General features: G+C 71.2%; 23 protein-coding genes and 1 tRNA gene. 8 read left to right on the top strand and 16 right to left on the bottom strand.

Going from position 1 to position 25756, the window contains the following annotated elements; all coding sequences use genetic code 11:
- Window positions 1–66: 66 nt before the first annotated feature.
- The 11 genes from pth to ACFRFH_RS19315 all read right to left on the bottom strand — a co-directional run bounded on the left by pth (window position 67) and on the right by ACFRFH_RS19315 (window position 10821).
- Entirely contained in the window at window positions 67–666 is a 600-nt protein-coding gene (gene pth / locus ACFRFH_RS19365; protein ID WP_382464619.1) for an aminoacyl-tRNA hydrolase, read from the bottom strand.
- A gap of 9 nt (window positions 667–675) precedes the next feature.
- Window positions 676–1311 carry a 50S ribosomal protein L25/general stress protein Ctc gene (locus tag ACFRFH_RS19360; RefSeq protein ID WP_382464618.1) on the bottom strand — a complete coding sequence of 212 codons (636 nt, stop codon included), beginning with the start codon at window positions 1309–1311 and terminating at the stop codon, window positions 676–678.
- Window positions 1312–1481: 170 nt separating this feature from the next.
- Window positions 1482–1982 carry a gluconokinase gene (locus tag ACFRFH_RS19355; protein WP_382464617.1) on the bottom strand — a complete coding sequence of 167 codons (501 nt, stop codon included), beginning with the start codon at window positions 1980–1982 and terminating at the stop codon, window positions 1482–1484.
- Window positions 1983–2091: 109 nt separating this feature from the next.
- Entirely contained in the window at window positions 2092–3342 is a 1251-nt protein-coding gene (gene manD / locus ACFRFH_RS19350; protein ID WP_382464616.1) for a D-mannonate dehydratase ManD, read from the bottom strand.
- The gene (locus ACFRFH_RS19345) at window positions 3339–4667 is read right to left on the bottom strand and encodes a mannitol dehydrogenase family protein (RefSeq protein WP_382464615.1); all 1329 of its coding nucleotides are present in this window, start codon (window positions 4665–4667) and stop codon (window positions 3339–3341) included. Before ACFRFH_RS19345 ends, manD begins: the two co-directional genes overlap by 4 nt.
- Window positions 4664–5527 carry a sugar phosphate isomerase/epimerase family protein gene (locus ACFRFH_RS19340; RefSeq protein ID WP_382464614.1) on the bottom strand — a complete coding sequence of 288 codons (864 nt, stop codon included), beginning with the start codon at window positions 5525–5527 and terminating at the stop codon, window positions 4664–4666. Before ACFRFH_RS19340 ends, ACFRFH_RS19345 begins: the two co-directional genes overlap by 4 nt.
- Window positions 5524–6654 carry a Gfo/Idh/MocA family protein gene (locus ACFRFH_RS19335; RefSeq protein ID WP_382464613.1) on the bottom strand — a complete coding sequence of 377 codons (1131 nt, stop codon included), beginning with the start codon at window positions 6652–6654 and terminating at the stop codon, window positions 5524–5526. Before ACFRFH_RS19335 ends, ACFRFH_RS19340 begins: the two co-directional genes overlap by 4 nt.
- Window positions 6651–7502 (bottom strand): sugar phosphate isomerase/epimerase family protein, encoded by an 852-nt coding sequence (locus ACFRFH_RS19330; RefSeq protein ID WP_382464612.1) that lies wholly within the window; start codon window positions 7500–7502, stop codon window positions 6651–6653. The genes ACFRFH_RS19335 and ACFRFH_RS19330 overlap by 4 nt, the downstream gene beginning before the upstream one ends.
- Before the next feature lie 31 nt (window positions 7503–7533).
- Window positions 7534–8460: a carbohydrate ABC transporter permease gene (locus ACFRFH_RS19325; protein WP_382464611.1), complete on the bottom strand. Its 927-nt coding sequence runs from the start codon at window positions 8458–8460 to the stop codon at window positions 7534–7536.
- Window positions 8457–9446 (bottom strand): carbohydrate ABC transporter permease, encoded by a 990-nt coding sequence (locus tag ACFRFH_RS19320; protein ID WP_382464610.1) that lies wholly within the window; start codon window positions 9444–9446, stop codon window positions 8457–8459. The genes ACFRFH_RS19325 and ACFRFH_RS19320 overlap by 4 nt, the downstream gene beginning before the upstream one ends.
- A 13-nt stretch (window positions 9447–9459) precedes the next feature.
- Entirely contained in the window at window positions 9460–10821 is a 1362-nt protein-coding gene (locus ACFRFH_RS19315) for an ABC transporter substrate-binding protein (protein WP_382464609.1), read from the bottom strand.
- Window positions 10822–10969: 148 nt separating this feature from the next.
- Here ACFRFH_RS19315 and ACFRFH_RS19310 point away from each other — a divergent pair, with 148 nt between their 5' ends.
- The 4 genes from ACFRFH_RS19310 to ACFRFH_RS19295 all read left to right on the top strand — a co-directional run bounded on the left by ACFRFH_RS19310 (window position 10970) and on the right by ACFRFH_RS19295 (window position 15472).
- Window positions 10970–12025: a LacI family DNA-binding transcriptional regulator gene (locus ACFRFH_RS19310; RefSeq protein ID WP_382464608.1), complete on the top strand. Its 1056-nt coding sequence runs from the start codon at window positions 10970–10972 to the stop codon at window positions 12023–12025.
- A complete protein-coding gene (uxaC, locus tag ACFRFH_RS19305) occupies window positions 12022–13437 on the top strand; it encodes a glucuronate isomerase (RefSeq protein ID WP_382464607.1) in 1416 nt (471 codons plus the stop codon). The genes ACFRFH_RS19310 and uxaC overlap by 4 nt, the downstream gene beginning before the upstream one ends.
- 162 nt (window positions 13438–13599) lie before the next feature.
- A complete protein-coding gene (gene gndA, locus ACFRFH_RS19300) occupies window positions 13600–15009 on the top strand; it encodes an NADP-dependent phosphogluconate dehydrogenase (protein ID WP_382464621.1) in 1410 nt (469 codons plus the stop codon).
- 115 nt (window positions 15010–15124) lie between these two features.
- Complete coding sequence (locus ACFRFH_RS19295) at window positions 15125–15472, top strand: hypothetical protein (RefSeq protein ID WP_382464606.1); 348 nt, start codon at window positions 15125–15127, stop codon at window positions 15470–15472.
- A gap of 83 nt (window positions 15473–15555) precedes the next feature.
- On the opposite strand, the gene ACFRFH_RS19290 is transcribed toward ACFRFH_RS19295, so the two are convergent.
- From ACFRFH_RS19290 to ACFRFH_RS19280, 3 genes are all read right to left on the bottom strand, one after another.
- Window positions 15556–16533 (bottom strand): ribose-phosphate diphosphokinase, encoded by a 978-nt coding sequence (locus tag ACFRFH_RS19290; RefSeq protein WP_382464605.1) that lies wholly within the window; start codon window positions 16531–16533, stop codon window positions 15556–15558.
- On the bottom strand, window positions 16534–17976 hold the full coding sequence (gene glmU, locus ACFRFH_RS19285) for a bifunctional UDP-N-acetylglucosamine diphosphorylase/glucosamine-1-phosphate N-acetyltransferase GlmU (RefSeq protein ID WP_382464604.1): 1443 nt from the start codon (window positions 17974–17976) through the stop codon (window positions 16534–16536).
- 45 nt (window positions 17977–18021) lie between these two features.
- Window positions 18022–18093: transfer RNA gene (locus tag ACFRFH_RS19280), tRNA-Gln, on the bottom strand.
- A gap of 98 nt (window positions 18094–18191) precedes the next feature.
- Between ACFRFH_RS19280 and ACFRFH_RS19275 the strand changes: the two genes are divergently transcribed.
- Window positions 18192–18722, top strand: a complete 531-nt coding sequence (locus ACFRFH_RS19275; protein ID WP_382464603.1) for a MarR family winged helix-turn-helix transcriptional regulator — start codon at window positions 18192–18194, stop codon at window positions 18720–18722.
- Between the two features lie 73 nt (window positions 18723–18795).
- Window positions 18796–21429 (top strand): CDP-glycerol glycerophosphotransferase family protein, encoded by a 2634-nt coding sequence (locus ACFRFH_RS19270; protein ID WP_382464602.1) that lies wholly within the window; start codon window positions 18796–18798, stop codon window positions 21427–21429.
- A gap of 47 nt (window positions 21430–21476) precedes the next feature.
- Here ACFRFH_RS19270 and ACFRFH_RS19265 read toward each other — a convergent pair whose 3' ends face one another.
- Window positions 21477–21836: a DoxX family protein gene (locus ACFRFH_RS19265; RefSeq protein WP_382464601.1), complete on the bottom strand. Its 360-nt coding sequence runs from the start codon at window positions 21834–21836 to the stop codon at window positions 21477–21479.
- Between the two features lie 166 nt (window positions 21837–22002).
- Between ACFRFH_RS19265 and ACFRFH_RS19260 the strand changes: the two genes are divergently transcribed.
- Window positions 22003–23058 carry a DUF2207 family protein gene (locus tag ACFRFH_RS19260; protein ID WP_382464600.1) on the top strand — a complete coding sequence of 352 codons (1056 nt, stop codon included), beginning with the start codon at window positions 22003–22005 and terminating at the stop codon, window positions 23056–23058.
- A 62-nt stretch (window positions 23059–23120) separates the two neighbouring features.
- Here ACFRFH_RS19260 and ACFRFH_RS19255 read toward each other — a convergent pair whose 3' ends face one another.
- Window positions 23121–24746 carry an acyl-CoA dehydrogenase family protein gene (locus ACFRFH_RS19255; protein WP_382464599.1) on the bottom strand — a complete coding sequence of 542 codons (1626 nt, stop codon included), beginning with the start codon at window positions 24744–24746 and terminating at the stop codon, window positions 23121–23123.
- A gap of 309 nt (window positions 24747–25055) precedes the next feature.
- Between ACFRFH_RS19255 and ACFRFH_RS19250 the strand changes: the two genes are divergently transcribed.
- Window positions 25056–25625, top strand: coding sequence for a GNAT family N-acetyltransferase (locus ACFRFH_RS19250; RefSeq protein WP_382464598.1), 570 nt, complete (start codon window positions 25056–25058; stop codon window positions 25623–25625).
- Window positions 25626–25756: the final 131 nt, after the last annotated feature.

The raw sequence follows: 25756 nt of genomic DNA, 5'->3' as shown, positions 1-25756 counted from the left end.
AATTAACCCCCCCCTAACCCCGGTTTTTTGGGGCGTTTACGTGCCCCTCGGCGGGTGGGTGGGCGCTCAGCGCTCGGTGTGGAAGTGGTTCTGGGCGGCGGTGAGGCCGTCTGTGGCGATGCGCTCGACTGCGTCGGCGGCGTCGCCGACCAGGATCGGGAGGTTCTTGCGCTCCTCCGCGCTGAAACCGGCGAGCACATGGTCGGCGGCCGCGCGGGAGCCGGGCGGCCGGCCGACGCCGACACGCACCCGGGTGAATTCGCCGGTGCCGGTCGCCGCGATGACGTCGCGCACGCCGTTGTGGCCGCCGTGGCCGCCGCCGAACTTCAGCTTGAGGGTGTCGAACGGGATGTCGAGCTCGTCCTGCACGACGATCAGGTGCGACGGCTCGATCGAGTAGAAGCGCAGGAGCTGCGACACCGGGCCGCCGGACACGTTCATGAACGTGTTCGGCTTGGCCAGGATGAACCGCGGCCCGCCGGGGGCGAGGCGCCCCTCGGCGACCGTGGCGTTCGTCTTGTGGGTCTTGAAGGTGAGACGGCCGCGCGATGCGAGCTCGTCCAGTACCATCTGCCCCACGTTGTGACGCGTGGCCGCGTAGCCGGGCCCGGGGTTACCGAGCCCGACCACGAGCCAGGGGCCCTCTGAAGAGAGAGGACTGGCCATCGGCGGTGATTACTCCGCGGACTCTTCGGCGGCGGCCTCCTCGGCAGCCTCCTCGGCGGCCTCGGCAGCAGCGGCCTCTTCCTCTTCCTCGTCGGCGCGCGCGGCGGCCGGGACGACGACGTTGAGGATGAGCAGGTCCTCGTCCTCGGCGAGGACGGCGCCCGACGGGAGGGCGAAGTCCTTGGCGTGGTACTGGGTACCCTCCTCGGCGTCGGTCACGTCGATGACGATGCGCTCGGGGATGTGGGTGGCCTCGACCTCGAGCTTGATGGTCGGGATGTCGAGCACCGCGATGGTGCCGGAGAACGGCTCGCCCTCGACGTGCACGGGGACCTCGACGACGACCTTCTCGCCGCGGCGGACGATGATGAGGTCGAGGTGCTCGATGATCTGGAGCACCGGGTCCTTCTGGACGTCCTTGACGAGGGTGAGCTGGCTCTTCCCGTCGATGTCGAGGTCGAGGATCGCGTTCGCCTTGCGGAGCAGCAGGCCGACCTGGTGGGCCGGGACCGTGACGTGCACCGGGTCGGTGCCGTGGCCGTAGATGACCGCGGGGATCAGGCCCTTCGCGCGGATCTTGCGGGCAGCGCCCTTGCCGAAGCTGTCGCGGATCTCCGCGACGACCTTGTTGGACTCGTCAGCCATGATGTCTCCTCGCCGGCGGGGCCGGCTGTCAGGCGAGCCGGAGGGCTCGCAGTATGGGGGGGTGTCGACTCGAACGCATCGAGGTGCGCGAGGAAAGACTGCGAAGCCTGCTCCACCGCGTCGATTACGGATGCGCGAACGCATCCCTCGCCGAAGTTCAGTTGCCCAGTCTACCCGACGGCCGAGCGCACGTCGTCCACGATTGCGGTCACGAGGTCCTCAGGGGGTTCGGCGACGTCGAGCCGCGCGCCCTCCTCCCCCGGCTGGAGCGGCTCCAGCGTCGCGAGCTGCGAGTCGAGCAGGGAGGCCGGCATGAAGTGGCCCGGCCGGACCATCCGCTCGGCGAGCAGGGCGCGGTCGCCGTCCAGCTCGGCGAAGAACGTGCCGGGCGCCTCGGACCGGATCAGGTCGCGGTACGAGCGCTTCAGCGCCGAGCACGCGACGACCATCCCGGCCGGCCCGGCGTCCGCGAGCGTGCGCCCGACCGCGCGCAGCCAGGGCTCGCGGTCGTCGTCGGTCAGCGGGATGCCCTGGCTCATCTTGGCGACGTTCGCCGGCGGGTGGAGGTCGTCGCCGTCCACGAACCCCGCGCCCAGCGCGTCGGCGACGAGCCTGCCGACCGTCGACTTGCCCGACCCGGACACGCCCATCACCACGACCCTGACGCTCACACGCACTCCTTCTGCTCCCTGCGATTCTCCCCCAGCCATCCGTTCCGGAGTTGTGCACGCAACACGCCGGTGCTGAGCGTGCACAACTTCGGAATCGATGGCTGCTTGCTCACCAGTCGTGCATGGAGCCGTCTAGGAGGCGGTTTACGGGGAGGTAGGCGGCCTCGTAGGGGAAGGACTGCGCGACGACATCGTCGTAGTCGATGCCGAGGCCGGGCTGGTCGCCGGGCTTCAGCATGCCGTCCTCGAAGGTGTATGTGGTGCGGAACACCTCGTGGGTCGCCGGGCTGTGCTTCATGTACTCCTGGATGCCGAAGTTCGGGATGGCGATTCCGAGATGGATGGCGGCGGCCAGGCCGACCGGGGAGACATCCGTCGGGCCGTGCACACCGGATTTGATCTGGTAGACCGCGGCGTAGTCGAAGATCCGCCGCAGCCCGGTGACGCCACCGGCGTGGGTGACTGGGCTGCGGACGTAGTCGATCAGTTGCTCCTCGAACAGCTCGCGGTAGTCCCAGATCGTGTTGAAGACCTCGCCGATCGCCAGCGGGGTCGTGGTGTGCTCGCGCACCCGGCGAAGAACGGCCTGGTTCTCGGCGGGGGTGACGTCCTCCAGCCAGAACAGGTCGTAGGGCTCCAGGGACTTGCCGAGCTTGGCCGCTTGGATCGGCGTGAGCCGGTGGTGCGCGTCGTGTAGCAGCGGCAGTTCCGGACCGAACTCGTTCCGCACCGCCTCGAACACCGTCGGCGCGTGCCGGAGGTACGCGCGGGTGTCCCAGGACTCCTCCACCGGCACCGCACTGCGGCGCGCCGGCTCGTAGTCGTAGCGGGCGTCGGAGCCGGTCCCGGCTCCCGCGGCGGCGTTCTTGCTCGACGCGACGCCGTACACCGACGGCAGCCCGGGGATGCCGGTCTGCACCCGGACGGCACGGTAGCCCTCCTCGAGGTGCTCGTTGATCGAGTCGAACAGCTCCGGCAGTTCGGCGCCGGAGGCGTGGCCGTAGACCAGGAGGCCGTCGCGACTGCGCCCGCCGAGGAGCTGGTAGAGCGGCAGCCCGGCGACCTTGGCCTTGATGTCCCAGAGCGCCGTGTCCACGGCGGCGATGGAGGCCATCGTCACCGGGCCACGCCGCCAGTAGGCGCCGCGGTACAGGTACTGCCAGGTGTCCTCGATCCGGTGCGCGTCCCGGCCGATCAGCAACGGCACCACATGCTCGCTCAGATACGCGGCCACGGCCAACTCACGGCCGTTCAGCGTCGCGTCGCCCAGACCCGTATGACCGTCTTCGGTCGTGATCCGCAGGGTCACGAAGTTGCGGCCCGGGCTGGAGACCAGGACCTCGGCTGCGGTGATTCTCATGCGTGTGCTCCTTGATGCGTGGCTGGATCGCTCGCGGCGATGCGCGCGGCGAGCGGTTCGATCAGGTCTGTGAGGTCGGGGGCGAGCGCGGCCAGCACGGCGGCGGCACGGTCGCCGGGGCTGCGAGCGTTGCGCAGGGCGGCGACCAGGTCGGTCGCGCCGGCGTCGCGGACGTCCCGTCCGGCGAGGTGCCTGCTCCACGCCGCGAGCACGCCGAGCTGCGCGGCGCCGGGTTCCCGTCCGGACGCCAGCCGGGCGCGCACCGGGTCGAGGATCCGCGGGCCGAGTTTCTGCGAGCCGTCCGACGCGATCTGCGCCAATCGATGCTCGATGCGGGCGTTGCCGAAACGCGAACGCAAGGCGGCGAGCGCGTCGTCGACAGTGGCGGCGTCGAAGGGCAGCTCGGTGCGCTGTTCGCTCCATAGCCGCTCCAGCTCGGCGGAGAGCGCGGGGTCGGCGACCGCTTCGGCGACCGTGCGGTGGCCCGCGGCGAGGCCGTGATAGGCCAGCAACGAGTGCCCGGCGTTGAGGAGCCAGAGCTTCCGGCGCTCGTACGGCGCGATGTCGTCCACGAACTGCGCGCCGGCGGCCTCCCAGGCCGGCCGGCCCGCGGGGAAGTCGCCCGCGATCACCCACTCGGCGAACGGCTCGGTGACCACCGGCGCGGCGTCCGCCAGGCCGGTGAGCCGCAGCGCGGCCTCCCGGTCGGCGTCGGTGGTCGCCGGCGTGATGCGGTCGACCATCGAGGAGACGAAGGAGACCTCGCTGCGGATCCACCCGTCCAGCGCGGAGCCCGGTTCGGCGAGCGCGAGCACGGCGTCGCGGATCACGGCGCCGTTGTCCGGGAGGTTGTCGCAGCTCACGACGGCGATGCCGCCCGCGCCCGCCTCGAACCGCGCACGCAGGCCGTCGAGCACCCGCGCCGGGGCGGTCGATCCGGGGCGGTAGCCGGCCTCCGTCACGGTGAGCGTCAGCACGCCGACCGCAGGGTCGGCGAGGACGCGCCGCCACGATGCCGTGTCGGCGCCGTCGTGGACGCTGCTGAGCGCCTCCAAGACGGTCGCGGCGTCGCCGTCCGGGCCGCGCTCGATGAGGGTGTAGACGGCGTCTTGCGCGGCGAGCACCCGCGCGGCGTCGGGGCTGCGGCCGGTGAAGGCGGCGATTCCCCAGCCGTCGCCCTCCGCGGCGTCGTTGGCCCGCTGCGTGTACCAGGCCTGGTGCGCGCGGTGGAACGCGCCCAGCCCCAGGTGCGCGACCCGCACGGGATGGCGCACCTGACGGGCCGAGGCGACGGATGCGGCGTCGACCGGGTGGGGCTGGGTCATGCCGGCACCGCGTCGCGCGTGCGCGCCTCCACGTCCCGGAGGTAGGCCAGATTGCCGCGGGTGCGCTCCTCGAGCGGAACCGCGGTGGAGAAGTCCTCGCAGGTCACCCACCCGTCATAGCCGAACTCGTGCAGCGCGCGGAAGTAGGCGTCCACGTCTCCGACCCCCTCGCGCAGCGGCGCCCAGTCGTGCCGCCAGCGCACAGTGCCGTCGGCCTCCGGCTCGCCCGGCAGCCACGCCACGTTTTTGACGTGCACATGCGCGAGGTACGGGCCGAGCAGTTGGAGGGCGGAGAGCGTGCGCTCCTGGCCCTCGATCAGCAGGTTGCCGAGGTCGTGGATGACGCCGACCGTCTCCGGGTCGAGCCCGTCGAGCAGCCGGAGCGCGGCGGAGGCCGACGGCGTGATGGTCTCGTGGTGCAGCTCCACCAGCGCCTTCACGCCGAGCGACGCGGCGACCGCGGCCGCGCGCTCCATGTCCCGGCGGGCGGCGGCGAACAGCTCGCGGTAGTCGCCGAGGTCGGAGCGCGGCATCGTGACGCGCACCTGGCGCGCGCCGAGCTCGGCGGTCGCGGCGAGCATCCGGTCGACGTTGGCGTGGTCGCCGCAGCCCGCGTAGCCGCCGATGCCGGAGAACTCCAGCCCGGCCTCCCGGGTCAGGCGGGCGATCTCGGGGAGGGACTCCTCCAGCCCGGTCAGCGGCCAGGTCGCGCGGTTGCCCGCCCAGAAGCCCGGCTCGTCGGCCGGCTGCTGGTCGACCACGCGCCACTCGATGCCGTCCCAGCCCTGGGCCGCGATGGTGCGCGCGGCCTCCTCGGGCGTCCAGTCCGGGGTGGAGGCGGTGAACACGGAGAACTTCATGCGCGCACCCCCGTCGTGACCTCGACGTCGTCGAGCGAGCCGTCCAGCACGTCGTCCAGCAGCACGGGGCGGCCGAGGGTGGCCGACAGGTACACGGAACGGACGACGGCGAGCGAGAGGAACGCGTCCGCGACGGTGACCCCGGGCGCACGGTGCTCGCGGATCGCGTCCACGATGTCGTCGTACTGCCGGAAGTGTCCGATCACGAACTGGTCCGGGCCGCGGTCGCCGCCACGCAGGTCGCTCGCCGGCACGAGGTCGGCGGCGCGGTTGCCGCCGGTGTCCGCCGTGCCGAAGTACTCGAGCTGGTCGTCGTCGATGATGGCCGAGCCGCGGTCGCCGTGCACCTGCAGGCGCACCGACAGGCCGGGGTAGGCGGCGGTCGTCGCGTGCAGCACCGCGAGAGCGCCCGACTCGAACCGGATCGTCGCCACGGCGATGTCCTCGACCTCCACCCGCTCGTGGGCGAGGAGGGCGGTCCGGGCGTCGATCTCCACCGGCTGACCGAGGAACCAGACGAGCAGGTCGACGGTGTGGACGCCCTGGTTCATCACCGCTCCCCCGCCGTCGAGCTCCCAGGTGCCGCGCCACTGGCCGGAGTCGTAATACTCCTGGCTGCGCCACCAGGCGACGGAGGCGAGCCCGCTGGTCAGGCGCCCGAACGCCCCGGAGTGGGCGGCGCCCGCGACGACCTGGGAGGCCGGGTCGAAGCGGTGCTGGCTGATCACCGAGACGACCAGGCCGTCCTGCTCGGCGCGGCGGGACAGCGCCAGGATCTCCCGGGCGCGCGGCAGCGACACGTCGAGCGGCTTCTCGATGACGACGTGCGTGCCTGCGGCGAGCGCCTCCTCGGCGAGCACGACGTGGAGGCCGCTCGGCGTGCAGATCACGACGATGTCGACGGGCGCTCCGGCGAGCGCCGCCGACAGCGAGGGGAACTCGGCGACGCGGTCCGCGCCGAAGTCGGAGACGAGCTGGTCGGCGAGCGCCGTGGCGGCCGCCGGGACAGCGTCCACGAGCGCTGACAGCCTCAGCGCGGGATGCCGGAGGATCGCGCGGGCGTGGTTGAGTCCGATGATGCCGCAGCCGACGATGGCCACGTTCAGGGTGGTGGGTTCCGTGCTCATGCGAGGGTGACTCCGATCTGGTCGGTGAGGCGGCGGAGGGCCCGGCCGGCGACGCCGAACGCCGCCGGTCCCGAGAAGCCGCCGAGGGCGTTGACGTCGGTGAGGTGGGGCTCCAGCGAGGCGAAGCCGGTGTAGCCGTCGTCGCGCAGCGCGGTGAGGGTCTCCAGGAGCTGGCCGTCGCCCTCCCCCGCGGGCTTGACCTCGGAGGTCGCGGCAAGCGCGTCCTTCACCTGCAGGTACTCCAGGTGCGGGCGCAGCAGCGCGTAGCCGTCGTCGAACGGACCGGGGACACCGACCTGGACGAAGTTGGCGCTGTCCCAGGCGAGCTTCAGCGCCGGCGACCCGACCGACTCCACGATGTCGAGGCAGCGCTCGGGGGTGTCCCCGTAGATGTCCTTCTCGTTCTCGTGCAGGAGGATCACGCCGGCGGCCTCGGCCGCGTCGGCGAGGGCGCGCATGCGCGTCAGCACGGCGTCGCGGATGTCCTCCGCCGCAACGCCCTCCGCGCGGTAGAAGGAGAACAGCCGGATGTACCGGGCATCGAGGCGCTTGGCCGCCCGAATCGCACGTCCCAGCCGCTCGACCTCGTGCTCGACGGGCAGCGCGACGTCGACCTTGCCGATCGGTGAGGCGATGGCGGAGACGCGCATCCCGCGCTCGGCGAGGATGCCGGCGAGCCGGTCGAGCTGCTCGTCGTCGAGGTCGACGATGTTGACTCCCCAGGCGCTCCGCACCTCGATGTGGTTGGCGCCCAGCGCCTGCAGGACCGCGATCTGCACGGCCGGTTCGGGGTCGATCTCGTCGCCGAAGCCGGAAAGCGCCCAGGTGGGTCGGATTGTCTCAGTCACTCTCTCTCACTCACTCGTGTCGTCCTCTTCTTCACTTAACCCCGCCCGCGGTCAGCCCGCCGACGAGGTAGCGCTGGAACACCAGATACAGCGCGACCACCGGCACCGCGCAGATCAGCGACGCCGCCATCATCTGCCCGTAGAGCGGCAGGGCTCCACCCTCCTGCGCCACGGTGAACACCTGGAGTGCGACGGCCGCCGTGCGCGTGTCCGGGTTGGTCATCACCGAGGCGAACAGCACGTCGTTCCAGCCGAGCAGGAAGGCGAAGATCCCGGAGACGACCACGCCCGGCCAGCTCAGCGGCAGCACGATCCTGGTCAGGATGCGCCACGACGACGCCCCGTCGATGCGCGCGGCCTCCTCCAGCTCGCGCGGCAGCCCGCGCAGGTAGGTCACCATGACCCACGTCGAGAACGGCAGCGCGAACGTGAGGTAGGTGACGAACAGCGACCACCGCGTGCCGATGATCGGGATGCCGAGGGCGCTCGACGCCGAGGAGAACAGCACGAACACCGGCAGCAGCATGAGCGTTCCGGGGATCGACTGGAGCCCGAGCAGGCTGCGCAGGAAGGTCAGCCGACCGCGGAACGAGAACCGCACCAGCACGTAAGCCGTCGCCACCGCGAGGAAGGCGCACACGATCGCGACGCCGCCGGCGACGATCACGCTGTTCATCAGGCCGTTGCCGAGCGCGACCGTCGACCACACCTTGACGTAGTTGTCGAGGTTGAACGAGCTCGGGAAGAACTCGCCGCTGGCGACGCCGATGTCGGAGTTCACCGACGACAGCAGCACGTACACGATGGGCAGCAGCGCGACGCAGAGCAGGATGGCGATGATGACCGCCTGCAGCGGGCGCGGCAGCAGCCGGTAGACGTCTCCCGTGCCGCGGCGGCGCGCCGAGCCTGCGGCCGGAGCGGCAGTAGCGGTGCGGGCGGTGGTTGTGGAGGCGGTCATGCCGTCTTCTCCTTCCGGTCGTCGCCGGTGTCGAGCCGGACCGCCTTCAGGTAGATGAAGAGCGGGATCAGGATGAGGATCAGCGAGAACACCGCCATCGCCGCGCTCAGCCCGAAGCGGAAGCTCTGGAAGCTGGTCACGTAGGTCAGCACCGGGAGGACGTTGACGTCCGCGGGAGCCGGGACACCGAAGAGCACGAACGGCAGCGTGAAGCCGTTGATGTTGTGCAGCAGGGAGATGATCAGCGCCAGCGCGATCGGCCCGCGCAGGTGCGGCAGGATGACGTAGCGCAGCTTCGCCCACCAGCCGGCGCCGTCGAGCGCTGCGGCCTCGTGGACCTCGTTCTCGACCGACTGCAGGCCGGCGAGCACCAGCAGGTAGAAGAACGGCCAGGACGACCAGATCTGCACGCCGACCAGCGTCCAGTAGCTGAGCGGCCCGTTGAGCCAGAGCCCGGTGTGGATGCCGACGTTGCCGAGGACCGTGTCCACGATCCCGTGCGGCTGCAGCATGGTGTGCCAGAACGTGCCGACGACGAAGCCGGGCAGCACGTACGGCACCAGGAACAGCGAGCGCACCAGCGCCCGGCCCCGGAACGCGTTCTGCGTCGCCAGCGCCGCAGCGACGCCGATCGGCAGGGTCACGACGGCCGCGATCACCGCGAAGGAGACGCTGATCCAGATCGACTGCAGCAGCGAGGAGGAAGTGATCGCCTCGATGTAGTTCCCGAGCCCGATGAACGGGGCCGAGACCCAGTCGCGCAGCGTGTACATGTCGAGGTCGAGCGTCGAGATGACGATCGCGAACACGAACGGGACGATGATGACCAGCAGCATGAGGACGCCGCCGGGCAGCAGCATCCAGAGCGGCCGGTTGCGCTGCTGCACGGTGCGGCGGCCGCGGCGGGGCGCGCCGCCCGGCCGCGGAGGGGTGGCCTCCGCGGACGGGCGGGCGGTCGCGGCCGGGGCCGCGGTGTCGGTGGACATGACGGTCGGCCCGCTACTTCTTGGCCTTGTCCAGCGAGCCCTGGGCCGTCGACTGCGCGGTCTTCAGCAACTGCGACAGCTGCGAGCTGCTGACCGACCCGCTCGAGAGGTTCGGGATCGACTGCACCACCACGTTGGTCAGCGCGAGCTGGGTGTCGCCCCAGGCGCCGGTGAACGGCGTCGCCACGGACTTGCCGATCGCGTCGACGATCGGGGCGATGATCGGGGTCGACTTCTGCAGGTCGGCCGCGGCCTGCGCGTTCGACGGCAGGTCGCCGAGGAGCTTGAACTCCTTGGTCTGCATGTCGGCGCGGGTCACCATGTTGATGTAGGCGAAGGCCAGGTCCTGGTTCTTCGAGTAGGAGGCGACCACGAGGTTGTCGCCCGAGACGATGCTCGCCGCCGGCTTGCCGCTGGACGGGTTGGAGGTCTTGCCCGGCGTCACGGTCGGCATCAGCGCGTAGGCGTACTTGCCGGCGACGGCGGCCTTGTCCAGCGCCTCCATCGAGCTGGCCGACACCATCGGCAGGTACGCGGCCTTGCCCGCGGCGAACGCCGCGACGGCCTGCGGGTTCTTCCAGCCGACCGCGGCCGGGTCGACGGCCTTGTCCTGGGTGAGCCAGCCGAAGTAGGTCTCGTAGGCCTTCTGGGTGATCGGGTCGTCGAGGCGCGCTTTGTTCGACTTCAGGTCGAGGATCGGGTTGCCGCCCTGCTGGGACATGGCCCAGACGAACTTCCAGGGGTCGTAGTTGTCCGCGTAGCCGACCGCGACGCCGTACGTGTCGCCGGTCGTGAGCTTCTTGGCCTGGCTCGCGAAGTCGTCCCAGGTGGTGGCCGGCTTGTCGATGCCGGCGGCCTTCAGGAGGTCCTTGTTGTACGCCATCACGAACGGGCGCTGCGCGAGCGGCACCGCGATCTGGTTCTTGGCGTCCGGCCCGGACATGCCGAGCGCGGCGGGGACGAAGCGGTCGCGGCCGCCGACCTTGGTCCAGTCGGCGTCGGTGAGCTTGACGAACGCGCCCGTCGCGAAGGCGGTCGGCGTGAACGTGGTGCCGAGGGCGTAGACGTCCGGGCCCTGCCCGGAGACGACCGAGGTCTGGATCTTGGTGAGCTCGTCGTTGGAGCTGGCGAAGGTGTCGAAGGCCAGCGTCGCCCCTGTCTCTTTCTTGAATTGGGCGCTGAGCTCCGAGAACCATTCCTTCTGCTGCTGCGGATAGAGCCCGCTCACGCCGGTGTAGACGGTGAGCGTGCGCCCTTTTCCGTCGACGGCCGTGGAGCCGGGGTTCGATCCGCCGCCGGAGGACGAGCATCCGGTGAGGACGAGGCCGAGGGCGGCCAGGCCGGCGACCGCGCCGAGCGCGAAACGTGATCTCATACGTGACTCTCCTTTGAGGACGGTTGATCTGGTGGATCGTGTCCCCCGGACGAGGTGCGCACCGCGGGACTGCCGCCGAGCCTAGGCAGTCCGGCAATCGCGCTGCAACCGATTGCCAAAAATTGCCATGGTGTGCTGTGATGGGCGCATGAGCCCTCAGCTTCGCGGGTATCCCGACGGCACGGACCGCCCGGCCACCCTCGCCGACGTGGCCGCCGCGAGCGGCGTCGCCACCTCGACCGCCTCCCGCGCCCTCGCCAATCCGGGCCGGGTCAACGCGATCACGCGCGAGCGCATCGAGCGCGCCGCCCGGGAGCTGAACTACATCCCGAACTCACACGCCAGGGCGCTCACCAGCGGCCGGACCCGGTGCATCGCCGTGCTGGTCTCCGACGTCACGAACCCGTTCTACTTCGGCATCATCCGGGGCACGCAGCAGCAGCTGAAGGCCGCCGGCTACACGCAGCTCCTGGTCGACACCGAGGAGTCCGACGAGCTGGAGGACGGGATGCTGCACAAGCTGCGCCCGTCGTTCGACGGCGCGATCCTCGCCGCCTCCCGCCTGACCGACCGGCGACTGACGGCGCTCGCCGCCGAGGTGCCGATCGTGGCGATCAACCGTCAGACCCGCGGGGTCGCGAACGTCTTCATCGACACCCCCAACGGCGTCGAGCAGGCGGTCGGGCATCTGGCCTCGCTCGGGCACAGCTCGATCGTCTACGCCTCGGGTCCGGAGACCTCCTGGTCGAACGAGCGCCGCTGGCGCGCGCTGGTCCGTGCTGCGGAGCGCTACGACGTGGAGGCCCTCCGGGTCGGCCCGTTCTCGCCGCGCCAGTACGCGGGGGCGGCGGCGGCCGACGCCGTGCTGCACGCGGGCGCGACGGCGTGCATCGCGTTCAACGACCTCCTGGCGATCGGGATGCTGGCCCGCTTCCGCGAGCGCGGCGTCGACGTGCCGGGCGACGTCTCGCTGGTCGGCTGCGACGACATCTTCGGCGCCGACTTCTGCAACCCGCCGCTGACCACCCTGACCGCGCCGATCGAGCAGGCCGGCCGCACCGCCGTCGCCATGCTGCTCGCCCGGCTGGACGAGAGCGCCGCCCCGGTCAGCAGGCAGGGGGCGACCCTCCCCACGCACCTCACGGTCCGGGCCTCCACCGGGCCGGCGCCCGCTTCGCACCCCTCGACGAAAGGACGCGGATGACCGCGCTCGCCCCGCACCCCGACCGGCTCTTCCCCGCCGACCCCGCCGAGCGCGACCTGGCCAGGCGGCTGCACGCGGCCGTCGCCGACGCGCCGATCTACTCCCCGCACGGCCACGTCCCTGCGGCGATGCTGGCCGACGACGAGCCCTTCCCGGACCCGGCGGCGCTGCTGATCACGCCCGACCACTACGTGACGCGGATGCTGCACGCGGTGGGCGTCCCGCTCGGCGACCTCGGGCTCGCCCGCGACGGCGTGCCCTCCCCCGCCTCCGGGCGCGCGATCTGGGGCACCCTCTGCGCGCACTGGGACGTCTTCCTCGGCACCCCGGTGCGGTTCTGGTTCGAGTCGGAGTTCAGCGAGGTGTTCGGGCTCACCGAGCAGCCGTCCGCGCAGAACGCCGACGCGCTCTACGACCAGCTCACCGCCACCCTCGCGACGCCGGAGTTCCGCCCGCGCGCGCTGTTCGACCGGTTCCGGATCGCGGTGCTCGCGACCACGGACGATCCGGCGGATGATCTCGAGGCGCACGCGCGCCTGGCCGCCGACCCGACCTTTACCGGGCGGGTCGTCCCGACCTTCCGCGCCGACCGGTACATGCACCCGGACGAGCCCGGCTGGGCGGGGAGGCTCGACCGACTGGCCGCCCGCGCCGACATGGACACGTCGAGCTACGCGGGGCTGCTGGAGGCGCTCCGCATCCGCCGCGCCGCGTTCGCCGCCGCGGGCGGCACCGCCACCGACACCGGGGTGATCGACACGGGCAGCGAGCCGCTGGCCGAGGCGGAGGCCTCCCGCATCCACCGCGCCGCCCTCGACGGCTCGCTCACCGCGACGGAGGCGGTCGCCTATCGGCGCAACATGCTCTACCGGCTGGCCGAGATGTCGGCGGAGGACGGGCTGGTCATGCAGCTCCACCCCGGCGTGCACCGCAACCACCACCGGCCGACCTTCGACGCCTACGGCCCCGACACCGGGCACGACCTGCCCGCTGTCGGGTCGTTCACCGAGCCGCTCACGCCGATCCTGCGCGACTTCGGCACGAATCCGACCTTCCGGATCGTGCTGTTCACCGTGGACGAGACGACCTTCTCGCGCGAGATCGCACCGCTCGCCGGCTTCTACCCGTCGGTGTACGCGGGCGCGCCGTGGTGGTTCCTCGACACCCCGGCGGCGATCCTCCGCTACCGGCGGGCGATCACCGACAGCGCGGGCTTCACCAAGACCAGCGGGTTCATCGACGACACCCGGGCGTTCTGCTCCATCCCCGCGCGGCACGACATGTCGCGCCGGGTGGACGCGTCGTTCCTGGCCTCCCTCGTCGTCACGCACCAGCTCGCCGAGGAGGACGCCTTCGCGCTCGCGCACCGGCTGGTGGACGACATCCCGCGCGCCACGTTCCGCCTGGGCTGAGGCCCCGGCCGCACCTCACAGCGCCGTGCGAGCGCTGTGCGTCATACAAGGCATCACGGCGTGGCCGGGCGGCTACGCTGGACGCAAACCATCTCAACGAAGGAGTCCTCCGTGCCCGAGAACCACGCACCGGCCAACATCGGAGTCGTCGGTCTGGCTGTGATGGGGTCGAACCTGGCCCGCAACCTCGCGTCGCGCGAGGGCAACACCGTCGCCGTCTTCAACCGGACCTACGCCCGCACCGAGGAGCTGGTGGACGCCCACCCGGAGGCCGGCTTCGTCTCCTCCGAGCAGATCGACGACTTCGTCGCGTCGCTCAGCAAGCCGCGCACCGCGATCATCATGGTCCAGGCCGGCCGGGGCACGGACGCCGTCATCGACCAGCTCGTGGAGCGGTTCGAGCCGGGCGACATCATCGTCGACGGCGGCAACGCGAACTTCCACGACACCATCGAGCGTGAGAAGCGCATCGCGTCGACCGGCATCCACTTCGTCGGCGCGGGCATCTCCGGCGGCGAGGAGGGCGCGCTCAACGGCCCCTCGATCATGCCGGGCGGTTCGGCGGAGTCGTACGAGACCCTCGGGCCGATCCTCGCCTCCATCGCCGCGGTCGCCGAGGGCGAGCCGTGCGTGACCCACGTCGGCACCGACGGCGCCGGCCACTTCGTCAAGATGATCCACAACGGCATCGAGTACGCCGACATGCAGCTCATCGCCGAGGCGTACGACCTCCTCCGCACCGTCGGTGGCCTGGAGCCGGCGCAGATCGCGGACGTGTTCTCCGAGTGGAACAACGGCTACCTGGAGTCGTACCTGATCGAGATCACCGCCGAGGTGCTTCGCCAGGTGGACGCCGAGACCGGCAAGCCGTTCGTGGACATCGTCCTCGACCAGGCCGGCTCGAAGGGCACCGGCGTCTGGACCGTGCAGAACGCGCTCGACCTGGGCATCCCGGTCGGCGGCATCGCGGAGGCCGTGTTCGCCCGCGCGGTGTCCTCCAAGCCCGCGCAGCGTGCGGCCGTGCAGGCGACCATCCAGTCGCGGCCCGAGGTGCAGAAGGCCGCCGACGTGGCAGCGTTCGCCGACGACGTGTCGAAAGCGCTCTACGCCTCCAAGGTCGTCGCCTACGCACAGGGCTTCGATGCGATCATCGCCGGCGCCGAGAAGTACGGCTGGAACATCAACAAGGACCAGATCGCCAAGATCTGGCGCGGCGGCTGCATCATCCGCGCCCAGTTCCTCAACCGCATCGCGGACGCCTACGACGAGAACCCGGACATCGCGACCCTGCTGGAGGCGCCGTACTTCGCGGACGCCGTCCGCGAGGGCGAGGCCGCCTGGCGCCGCATCGTCGCCACCGCGGCGCTCTCCGGCGTCCCGGTGCCCGGTTTCGGCTCGGCGCTGTCGTACTACGACTCGCTCGCCTCCACCCACCTCCCGGCCGCGCTCGTGCAGGGCCAGCGCGACTTCTTCGGCGCGCACACCTACAAGCGCGTCGACAAGGAAGGCACCTTCCACACCCTCTGGTCCGCCGACCGCACCGAGATCGAAACCGAGGGCTCCTCGCACTAGCCCCACCCACACCGCCGAAGGGCACGTTGTTGTCACTTTCCGAGCTCGGAAGTGACAACGACGTGCCCTTCGGCGTGTGTTGCGTTCGCGGGATGCGCCCTTCAGACTCGTAAGCGTGACGTTTGAGGAGCATCCGGAGCTGACGGAGTACGACCCGTCGGACCGTCCGCTGCGCGGGCGGAGGCGGACCATCGCGACGCGTGTGTTCGTGGTCGTGGCGCTCACGGCGCTGCTGCTGCCCGGGATCATGCTGACGATCAGCATCCAGACCGACACCGCGAACTACACCTGCGACGTCTACGCCCGGCACTACCAGCCGGACTCGGTCACGTCGTCCGCCCGCTTCGAGCTGTTCGCGCCCGCCGGCCCGGGCTGGCAGTGCTACGCGCTGAACACCGAGGGCGACGCGACCTTCGTCGCCCCGCTCGGCCTCATCCCCTCAGCCCCGCACACCCTCCCCTGACCAACACCGAGGGGCACGTCGTTGTCACTTTTCGGCGTGAAAAGTGACAACAATGTGCCCCTCGGCGGATGGATCGGGAGGGGTTAGGCGGCGCCGTCGAACATCGACGTTACAGAGCCGTCGGTGAAGACCTCGCGGATCGCGTTCGCGAGCAGCGGCGCGATCGGCAGCACGGTGAGGCCGTCCCAGCGCTTGTGCTGCGGCAGCGGCAGCGTGTCGGTGACCACGACCGAGTCGATGGCCTCCGACTGCAGCAGCTCGACGGCCGGGTCGCTGAACACGGCGTGGGTCGCGGCGACCACGACGCCGATCGCCCCGGCGGCCTTCAGAGCCTCCGCCGCCTTCACGATCGTGCGGCCGGTGTCGATCAGGTCGTCGACGAGGAGGCAGACGCGGCCGTTCACCTCACCGACGATCTCGTGCACGGAGACCTGGTTGGGCACCAGCGGGTCGCGGCGCTTGTGGATGATCGCGAGCGGTACACCGAGCTTGTCGCTCCAGATGTCGGCGACGCGCACGCGGCCCATGTCGGGCGAGACGACCGTCAGCGTCGACGGGTCGAGCTCGCGCTGCATGTGCTCCAGCAGCACCGGCATGGCGAAGAGGTGGTCGACCGGGCCGTCGAAGAAGCCCTGGATCTGCGCGGCGTGCAGGTCGACCGACATGATGCGGTCGGCGCCGGCGGCCTTGAACAGGTCGGCGACCAGCCGGGCCGAGATCGGCTCGCGGCCGCGGCCCTTCTTGTCCTGGCGGGCGTACGGGTAGAAGGGGGCGACGACGGTGATGCGCTTGGCGGAGGCGCGCTTCAGGGCGTCCACCATGATGAGCTGCTCCATGAGCCACTCGTTGATCGGGGAGGTGTGCGACTGGATCACGAAGGCGTCCGACCCGCGCACGCTCTCGTCGAAGCGCGCGTAGATCTCGCCGTTCGCGAAGGTGCGGGAGTCGGTGGGCACCAGCTCACTGCCGAGGTGCTCGGCGATCTGCTCAGCGAGCTCGGGATGCGCACGCCCCGAGATCAGAACGAGTCGTTTCTGGCCGCTGGCAGTGATCCCTGACACTTACTCTCCGCTCTCTTCCGTCGCACCGCTCTGTTCAGCGGCGCGAGCGGCTTCGGTGCCCGGCCGCTTCTGCGCGACCCAGCCTTCGATGTTGCGCTGCGGCGCGACGGTGATGGCGAGCGCCCCAGGTGGAACGTCCTTCCGGACGACCGTTCCGGCTCCGGTGTACGCTCCGTCACCCATCCTAACGGGCGCGACGAGCACGGTGTTCGTGCTGATCCGTACATGCGAGCCGATGACCGTGCGGTGCTTGTTCACACCGTCGTAGTTGGCCGTGATGACGCCCGCGCCGAGGTTGCCCTTCTCCCCCACCTCGGCGTCGCCGACGTAGTTGAAGTGGGCCAGCTTGGTGCCCGCGCCGATGACCGCGTTCTTGGTCTCGGAGAACGTGCCGATCTTGCCGTTCTCGCCGAGGATGGTGCCGGGCCGGAGGTAGGAGAACGGGCCGACCGTCGCGCCGTCCCCGATCACGGCGAGGGTGGCGTCGGTGCGCTTGACGGTCGCGCCGGCGCCGACCTCGGTGTCGACCAGCGTGGTGTCCGGGCCGATCTCGGCGCCGGTGCGGACGACGGTCGCGCCGCGGAGCTGGGTGCCGGGGAGGATCGTGACGTCGGGCTCGAGGACGACCTTCACGTCGATCCAGGTGGTCGCCGGGTCCTGAACGGTGACGCCGGCCAGCTGCCAGGTGCGCACCACCAGCGCGTTGAGCCGGGCGGCCGCCTCGCTGAGCTGGGCGCGGTCGTTGATGCCCTCGACCAGCCACGACTCGGACACCGGGAGGGCGTCGACGTCGAAGCCGGCCTCCCGCAGCAGCCCGATCACGTCGGTGATGTACTTCTCGCCCTGCGCGTTGTCGGTGGTCACGTTGGCGAGCATGTCGCGCAGCGCCGCGGCGCCGAAGACGTAGATGCCGGCGTTGATCTCGCCGATGGCGCGCTCGGCCTCGGTGGCGTCCTTGTGCTCCACGATGCGGTCGAGGTGGCCCTCAAGGGTGCGGACGATGCGGCCGTACCCGGTGGCGTCGGCCGGGAAGGACGACAGGATGGTCGCCGCAGCCCCGCCCTCACGGTGCGCCGCGACCAGCCCGCGGAGCGTGGCGGCGTCGAGCAGCGGCACGTCGCCGTTGACCACGAGCACATCGCCCGCGAAGCCCTCGGGCAGCGCGGCGACGGCCTGCTCGACCGCGCGGCCGGTGCCGGGGATCTCGTCCTGGTCCACGATGACCGCCTCCGGCAGGTCCGCCTCGATCACCTCGGCGAGCCGGTCGCGCTCGTACCGCACAACGGCGACCACGCTGGCCGCGTCGAGCTCACGGGCGGTCGCCAGCACATGGCCGACGATCGGGAGGCCGCCGAGCGGGTGCAGCAGCTTGGGCGTCGCGGACTTCATCCGCGTGCCCTGGCCGGCGGCGAGGACGACGATGGCGAGATTCTGATCGGTCATGATTCTCCCGGCGGGTTGGAGGCAGAGGTCGGGTCGGAGACGTCGCTCCGCCTCCAGGACTCGAACCTGGACCTAACAGCTCCAAAGGCTGTCGTGCTGCCATTACACCAAGGCGGACCGCGCAACGCGCACACACAGTCTGCCAGACCCGGCGGATGCCGCCGCCGAGCGGAGGGCCCGCCCAATCGCATGCCCCCGCCCAATAGCATGGGGGGATGGCGGAGGCACAGGACCCGGAGGCGCGCACCGGCGCGCGCGACGAGGTCGACCGCATCGTCGGCGCCTGGCTGCGCGAGCGGCCCGACCTCGACTTCGCGCCGCTGCAGGTGCTCTCCCGCGTCGACCGGCTCTCCCGGCACCTCGACCGCGCCCGCCGCGGCGCGTTCGACCGCTCCGACCTCGACTCGTGGGAGTTCGACGTGCTCTCTGCGCTGCGCCGCGCGGGGTCGCCGTTCCAGCTCAGCCCCAAGTCGCTCCTCCAGCAGACCCTGGTGTCGTCGGGCACGATGACCAACCGGATCGACCGCCTCGTCGCCCGCGGCCTGGTCGAGCGCCGCACCGACCCCAACGACGGCCGCGGCATCCTCGTGCAGATGACGACGCAGGGCCTGGCTCGCGTGGACGCCGCGATCACGCGACTGGTGGATGCGGAGGCCGACCTCCTGGAGGCGCTCTCCCCTGTCGAGCAGGAGCGGCTGGCCGGCCTGCTGCGCAAGCTCAGCCTCGGCTTCGACGCCGGAGCGTGACCGGCCGCGCTCACGGTGCAGGCTTCGCGCCCTTTCAGGTGTCTACTATCCCGCTCTCATAAACTCGTCGGCGATGAGACTTTCCCTGAAGCGCCTCCCCTCCCGAGTGAAGCGCGCCGCCCGCTTCGAGATCCACGCGCACTGGCGCCGGCAGCCGCTCGTCCTCGGCTCCGTCTTCTACGAGTCGTTCTCCGGCAACGGGATGCTGGACAACCCGGAGGCGCTGTTCCGCGAGCTCCTGGCCGCGCCCGACCTGAAGCACCTCACCCACATCTGGGCGCTGTCCGACCTGCACCAGTACCGCGCGGCCGTCGAGGAGTTCGCCGACGACCCGCGCGTGACCTTCGTGCGCTACGGCTCCGCCGCGTACTACCGCGCGCTCGCCACCAGCCAGTACCTGGTCAACAACGCGACCTTCCCCTACGACTTCTCCAAGCGGCCGGGGCAGGTGTACCTGAACACCTGGCACGGCACACCGCTCAAGCGGATGGGCTACGACATCGACGGCGGCGCACTCGCGACCGCGAACATCGTGCGCAACTTCGTCCAGGCCGACTACCTGCTGGCGGCCAACGAGTTCATGACCGACCAGATGTACCGCACCGGGTACAAGCTCGACGGCCTCTACCGCGGCGCCATCGTCGAGGAGGGCTACCCGCGTCTCGACCGGCAGTTCCTGGACGACGCCCAGCGGGAGGACGTGCGGCGCCGCCTGGTCGCGTCCGGCATCCCGCTCGGCGACCGCAAGATCGTCCTGTACGCGCCGACCTGGAAGGGCCAGGTGTTCGGCCGGCCCGAGGACGACCTCGACGCGATGCTCGCCCACATCGCTCAGGTGGAGGAGCGGATCGACACCAGCCGGTACGCCGTGCTCGTGAAGACCCACCAGAGCGTGCACGCGCTGGCCGCCGACCGCCCGGAGCTGGCGCGGATGCTCGTGCCCAACGAGATCCCGACCAACCTCGTGCTCGGCGCCACCGACATCCTGGTGTCCGACTACTCCAGCATCTTCTTCGACTTCCTGCGCACCGGCCGGCCGATCCTGTTCTTCACCCCCGACCTCGCCGACTACGCCGGCACGCGCGGCCTCTACTTCGAGCCGGACGAGTGGCCCGGCCCGGTCCTGATGTCGGCCGGCGAGCTCGGCGACGCGCTCGCGGCCGTTGCCGAGGACGGCGACCGGGTGCCCTCCGAGGCCAGCGAGCGGTATCTGGCGATGCAGCACCGGTTCACCCCGTACGACGACGGCTCGGCCGCCGCGCGCATCGTCGACATCGTCTTCCGCGGCGTGCGCGAGGGCTACCGGCTGCGCACCTCGCTGGACGACGACGGCCGCGAGAAGATCCTGCTGTACCTGGGCGGGATGCGCCCGAACGGCATCACGACCTCCGCGCTCAACCTGCTCAACAACCTCGACCACGAGCGCTACGACGTGTCGGCGTTCTTCGCGCAGAGCAACTCGACGGCGGCGATCGGCAAGCAGGAGCAGATCCACCCGGCCGTCCGCCAGTTCCCGCGGGTCGGCGGGATGAACGGCGCCAAGCTTCGGCATCTCGCCCGGCACCTCGACTTCCGGCGCGGCCGCACCGCGCAGCACGCCGAGACCGCGGCGTCGAACCAGCTCTGGGACGACGAGTGGTACCGCTGCTTCGGCGACAGCCGCTTCGACTACGTGGTCGACTTCTCCGGCTACGGGCCGTTCTGGGCGATCCTGCTGCTGCACTCGCCCGACGCGCAGCGCGCGATCTGGCTGCACAACGACCTGGCCTCCGACGCGCACCGCGAGGTCAATGGCGAGAAGCGGATGCTGCACTCGCTCACCCAGCTCTTCACCCTGTACGCGCAGTACGACCACCTGGTGTCGGTCTCCCCCACGCTGTCCGACGTGAACCGGGCGTCGCTGGCGGAGTTCGCGCCGCCGGAGAAGTTCCTGTCGGCCCTCAACACCGTGGACGCCGAGCACATCCTGCAGAACGCGAAGGGCGACCTCCGCAGGGAGGCCTTCGACGAGGAGGCCGGAAGCGTCCCCGACTGGGCGGAGACGCTGCTCGCGCCGGCCGACGACGTCACCACCTTCGTCAACGTGGGCCGGCTGTCGCCGGAGAAGAACCAGGAACGCCTCATCCGCGCCTTCGCGCAGGTGCACGCCGAGAACCCGAAGACCCGGCTGGTCCTCGTCGGCGCCGGCCCGCTCCAGGAACACCTGGAGGGGATCGTCGCCCGGCTCGGCCTGCAGGGCTCGGTCTACCTGACGGGGATGCAGCGCAACCCGCACGCGATCATGGCGAAGGCGGACTGCTTCGTGCTGTCCAGCGACTACGAGGGCCAGCCGATGGTCATCCTGGAGGCGCTCGTCCTCGACCTCCCCATCGTCACGGTCGAGTTCGCGTCGGCGAAGAACGCCCTCCCGGCTGGCACCGGCCTGGTCGTCCCACAGTCGGTCGACGGCGTCGCCGACGGGATGCGCGCGTTCCTGCGCGGCGAGGTCCCGGCCGGCGCGTTCGACTGGGCCGGGTACAACCGGAAAGCCGTGGGCGAGTTCTACCGGGCGATCGGGGCGCAGCCGGTTGTGGCGGCGGCTCCGGAGGTGGAGGCCAGCGTCCCTGCGGCCATCGCGCTCGACGCGCCGGACGCGCCCGAAGCGGTGGCCGCACCCGAGGTGGCGTCGGCCGCCGAGGCGGCATCGGGGGCGGCTGCGGCCGAGTGATCGTCGCTCCCTGCGCGGAGGCGTGATCGCCTCCTCGCTCGTGCGCCTCAGACCAGGAATCCGAACACGAGCGCGAGCAGGGCGAGCACGAGCATGCCGAGACAGTTCACCCAGAACTCGTGCTTGAGGAACCGGGCCCGAATGTGTGCATAGGACGCGGCAAGGAAATAGAGGATCACGGCCGCATTGGTCGCAAGTCCGATGCCCGGCATCCACAATCCGGCGATCAGACCTCCTGCGGCGGCCAGTTTGATCACGATCAACGACCACCACCAGTCTCGTGGAAAGTTGACACCGTCGAGGCACACCCGGATGAACGTCGGCGGGCGAATGGAGGCGATCGCGTCCAGGAAGAGCACGGCGGCGAGACCTGCGCTGAGCCACCACGGATCGGGAACGAGCGTCACTGGCTATCTTTTCCTTTCCAGACGACGAATTCGAGGATGGACATGTCAGAAGACTATGCCTAACTACTGACATCATGCATTTTCTCTTGACCGCGGCCGCCGAGTAGCGTCGCCACCCCAGAACCGGGGCGGGCGCTCCCCGTCGGCCTGCTCCTAAGCTGACGGGATGATCCTCGGTGCGCCGCTGCTCCTCCTCGCGGCGGCGCTGCTGCTCACCGCGACCGTCGTCGCCTGGGGCACCGCACAATCGCCGCGCTCGCTCATCGTCGAGTACCTGCCGCTGCGGGGCTCCAACGTGATCGACGACGCCCTCCTCGCGGGCCGGGAGAAGCGGGCGGTGGCGGCCGCGCTGCTCGACCTCGCCGTGCGCGGGCGCGTGCGGCTGCTCACTGAGACGGCGCCGAAGCGGAAGCGGGGGCGGAAGCGTCCCACGATCGCGATCGAGGTCCCGCAGCCGGACGCGCTCAGCCGCGACGACCTCGTCCTGCTCGACGCCCTCTTCGCCTCGAGCCGTGGGAAGCGCCGCCGACTCTCGAAGCACAGGGACGAGACCGCTTTCCGGGTGCGCGACCTCATCCGGTGGCATGCCTCCCAGCTGCGCCGCGCAGGGCTGCTGGCCACAGACGGCATCGCCGGCCCCGTGCTGATGCAGACCGGCATGGTCGTTCTCCTGATCGCCGTGGCCGTCGCTCTGATCGCCTTCCTCGCCGGCGGCCTCCTCCTCGGCGTCCTCGCGACGGCCGCGGTCGCCCTCCTGGTCGCCGAGATCGTCGTGGCCGCGCGCGTCAGCCCGCGCCGGTTCACGGCCGGCGCGACCGCACGCCGGACGCACCTCGACGGCCTCCGCCAGTACATGCGGCTCGCGGAGGCCGACCGGCTCCGCACGCTCCAGTCCCCGCACGGGGCCGTGGGACTGCCCGCCGGCCCGGAGGGCGACGCGGTGCGCCTGAAGCTGCACGAGCGGCTCCTCCCGTATGCCGTGATCTTCGGCATGGAGCGCGAGTGGACGAAGGTGATCGCCGTCGACTACCGCGCCCTCGACGCGGAGCTCCTCGCCGGGCTGGGCGGCGTCGCGCAGTCGGCCGCGGACATCCTCAACGCCGCTGCTGCGCTCGGGGACATCGTGGACGTGGTCGGCGCGATCGGGAGCGTGGTGGATGCGGTGGGATCGGCGTTCGACGCGGCCGGGCTGCTCGGCGGGCTGTTCGACTGGACTCCCTGAGGCGCTCGGGCCGGCGCGCTCGGGCCGCCGCGATCAGGCGCGAGGCGCTCAGGCCGACGCGCTCAGGCCCGCGCGACGATCCCCGCGGTGTCCACGCCCGCCGGCAGCTCTCCGTACAGCGACCCGCGATCCGGCCCGAGTCGCGCCGCGACGAACGCATCGGCGACCGCCGGCGGCGCATGCCGGATGAGCAGCGACGCCTGCAGCGCCACCGCGAGCCCAGCGACCAGCCGCCGCGCCGACGACTCGTCCGCGTCTGCCACCGCGCGGCGCAGCCGGTCGTGGTGCGCGTCGTAGGCGGCGTGCGTCCCGCGGGCCGTCGCGAGCTCGGCGTCGAACGCCGCCACGCTCGCCGGGTCGCGTCCGATGGCGCGCAGCACGTCCAGCGCGATCACGTTGCCCGAGCCCTCCCAGATCGCCATCACCGGCTGCTCCCGATAGCGCCGGGCCAGCGGGAACGCCTCCGTGTAGCCGTTGCCGCCCAGGCACTCCATCGCCTCGTAGACGTGGCCGGGACCGCGCTTGCAGACCCAGTACTTGCTCACCGCCGTGGCCAGCCGGCGGAACGCGACCTCGGCTTCCGGGGCGTCGTCGTCGTGCGCGCGGGCCAGCCGCAGCGCGACCGCCGTCGCCGCCTCCGACTCCAGCGCCAGGTCGGCGAGCACGGCCGTCATCGCGGGCTGCTCGACCAGCCGGCGGCCGAACGCCGCGCGGTGCCGGACATGCCACGCCGCCTCCGCGACGGCTTGCCGCATCCCCGCCGCGCTGCCGAGCACGCAGTCGAGCCGGGTGCGGTTCACCATCTCCAGGATGGTGGGCACGCCGCGGCCCTCCTCGCCCAGGAGGTAGCCGACCGTGTCCGCGAACTCGATCTCGCTGGAGGCGTTCGAGCGGTTCCCGAGCTTGTCCTTCAGCCGTTGGATCAGGAAGACGTTGCGGCTGCCGTCCTCCAGCACCCGGGGCACGACGAAGCAGCTCAGGCCGCCCGCGGTCTGCGCCAGCACCAGGAACGCGTCGGACATCGGCGCCGAGCAGAACCACTTGTGGCCGGTCAGCAGCCAGCGCCCGTCGCCGTCGGCGAGCGCCCGGGTGGTGTTGGCGCGCACGTCGGAGCCGCCCTGCTTCTCGGTCATCGCCATCCCGAACAGCGCGGACGGCTTGCCGGCCCCGAGCCGGCCGTCGTACTCGCAGGACAGCAGCCGCGGCACCCACTCGGCCGCGAGCTCCGGGGAGGCGGCGAGCGCCGGGACCGCCGCGTGCGACATCGAGATCGGGCAGGCGTGCCCGGGCTCGACCTGCGCGAACAGCATGAAGGTCGCGGCGCGGGCGACGTTCGCGCCGGGCCGCGGCTCGGCCCAGGCGGAGGTGTGCGCCCCGGCGGCGACGGCCTGCCGGATGATGCGGTGGTAGCTCTCGTCGTAGTCGACCTCGTCGATGCGGGCGCCCCACCGGTCGAAGGTCCGCAGCTGCGGCTCGCGCACGTTCGCCCGCTCGGCGTCGGCCTGGAACTCGGCCGACCCGACCAGCCGGCCGACCGCGCCGAGGTCGGACACGGCCCAGTCGGCGTCGTAGCGCTCGACGGCCTCCCGCAGCGGGAGGTTCGCGGCGAACTCGTCCAGGCCGACGCGCGGTGGGGACTGGTTGAGGACGGGGTCGGCGGCCTGATTCACGACGGTGTGGGTCGGCATGCGGGTGAGTCTAATCCGCGGCCCCGCGCGCGGCTCGTTGGCAACGGAGGAGATCGCGCCCGGCACTCCGCCCCGGGGCTGCTACCGGAGGACACCCGCGGCCCGCGCCACCGCATCTCCTCCGTTGCCGACGCGGGGCGCGCCGGGGCCAACGGAGGAGATCGGCGTCGGGGAGGCCCGGATGTCCTCCGTTGGCTGCTGCGCGGCGGCGCGCCGCGGTGAATGTCCTCCGTTAGCTGCTGCGCGGCGGCTTACCGCGGTGGATGTCCTCCGATAACCCGTCGGATGCGGACGCATTATGGTGTTTCGGTGCGCATCCCCACCTCTCTCACCACCGACCGGCTCGTCCTGCGCCCGTGGAGCGAGGAGGACACCGGCTTCGCCTTCGACCTCTACTCGCAGTGGGAGGTGGCGCGGTTCCTCGGCCGCACCCCCGCCGTGATGACCGAGCGGGTGGAGGCTGCCCGGCGCATCGCGCGGCTGCAGGCTTTGGAGGACGACCTGCGGGCGTTCCGGGTCGTGGAGCTGGCGGACGGGTCGCCGGTCGGCACGGTCATGCTGCAGCCCATCGCGGCATCGGGTGCCGAGCCGCTGCGGCCGTCCGGCGACACCGAGATCGGCTGGCACTTCCACCCCGACCACTGGGGCCACGGCTACGCGGCGGAGTCGGCGCGCGCACTGCTTGTGGCGGCGCTCGCCGACCTCCCCCGGGTGATCGCGTTCACGTACCCGGACAACGCTGCCTCCCAGCGCGTCTGCGAGCGCATCGGGATGCGCCGGCTCGGCCCCTCGGACGCGTACTACAACGTGCGAATGGAGCTGTTCGATGCGTTGGCTACGGAGGAGATCGCGGCCGACACTCCGCCCCGCAGCAGCTAACGGAGGATATCCGGGGCCTGGACCTCTGGATCTCCTCCGTTGCCGACGCGGGCGGCGGGAGCGGAGGAGATCGGGAGCGGAGCGGGCGGGACGTCCTCCGGTGGCTGCTGTGGGGCGGCGGGGCGGGGTGG

It is taken from the genome of Leifsonia sp. NPDC056824 (assembly GCF_042789575.1).
Classification (GTDB): domain Bacteria; phylum Actinomycetota; class Actinomycetes; order Actinomycetales; family Microbacteriaceae; genus Leifsonia.
The sequence above is the reverse complement of the archived record's forward strand: the minus strand, read 5'-3'. Positions and strand labels throughout refer to the sequence as shown.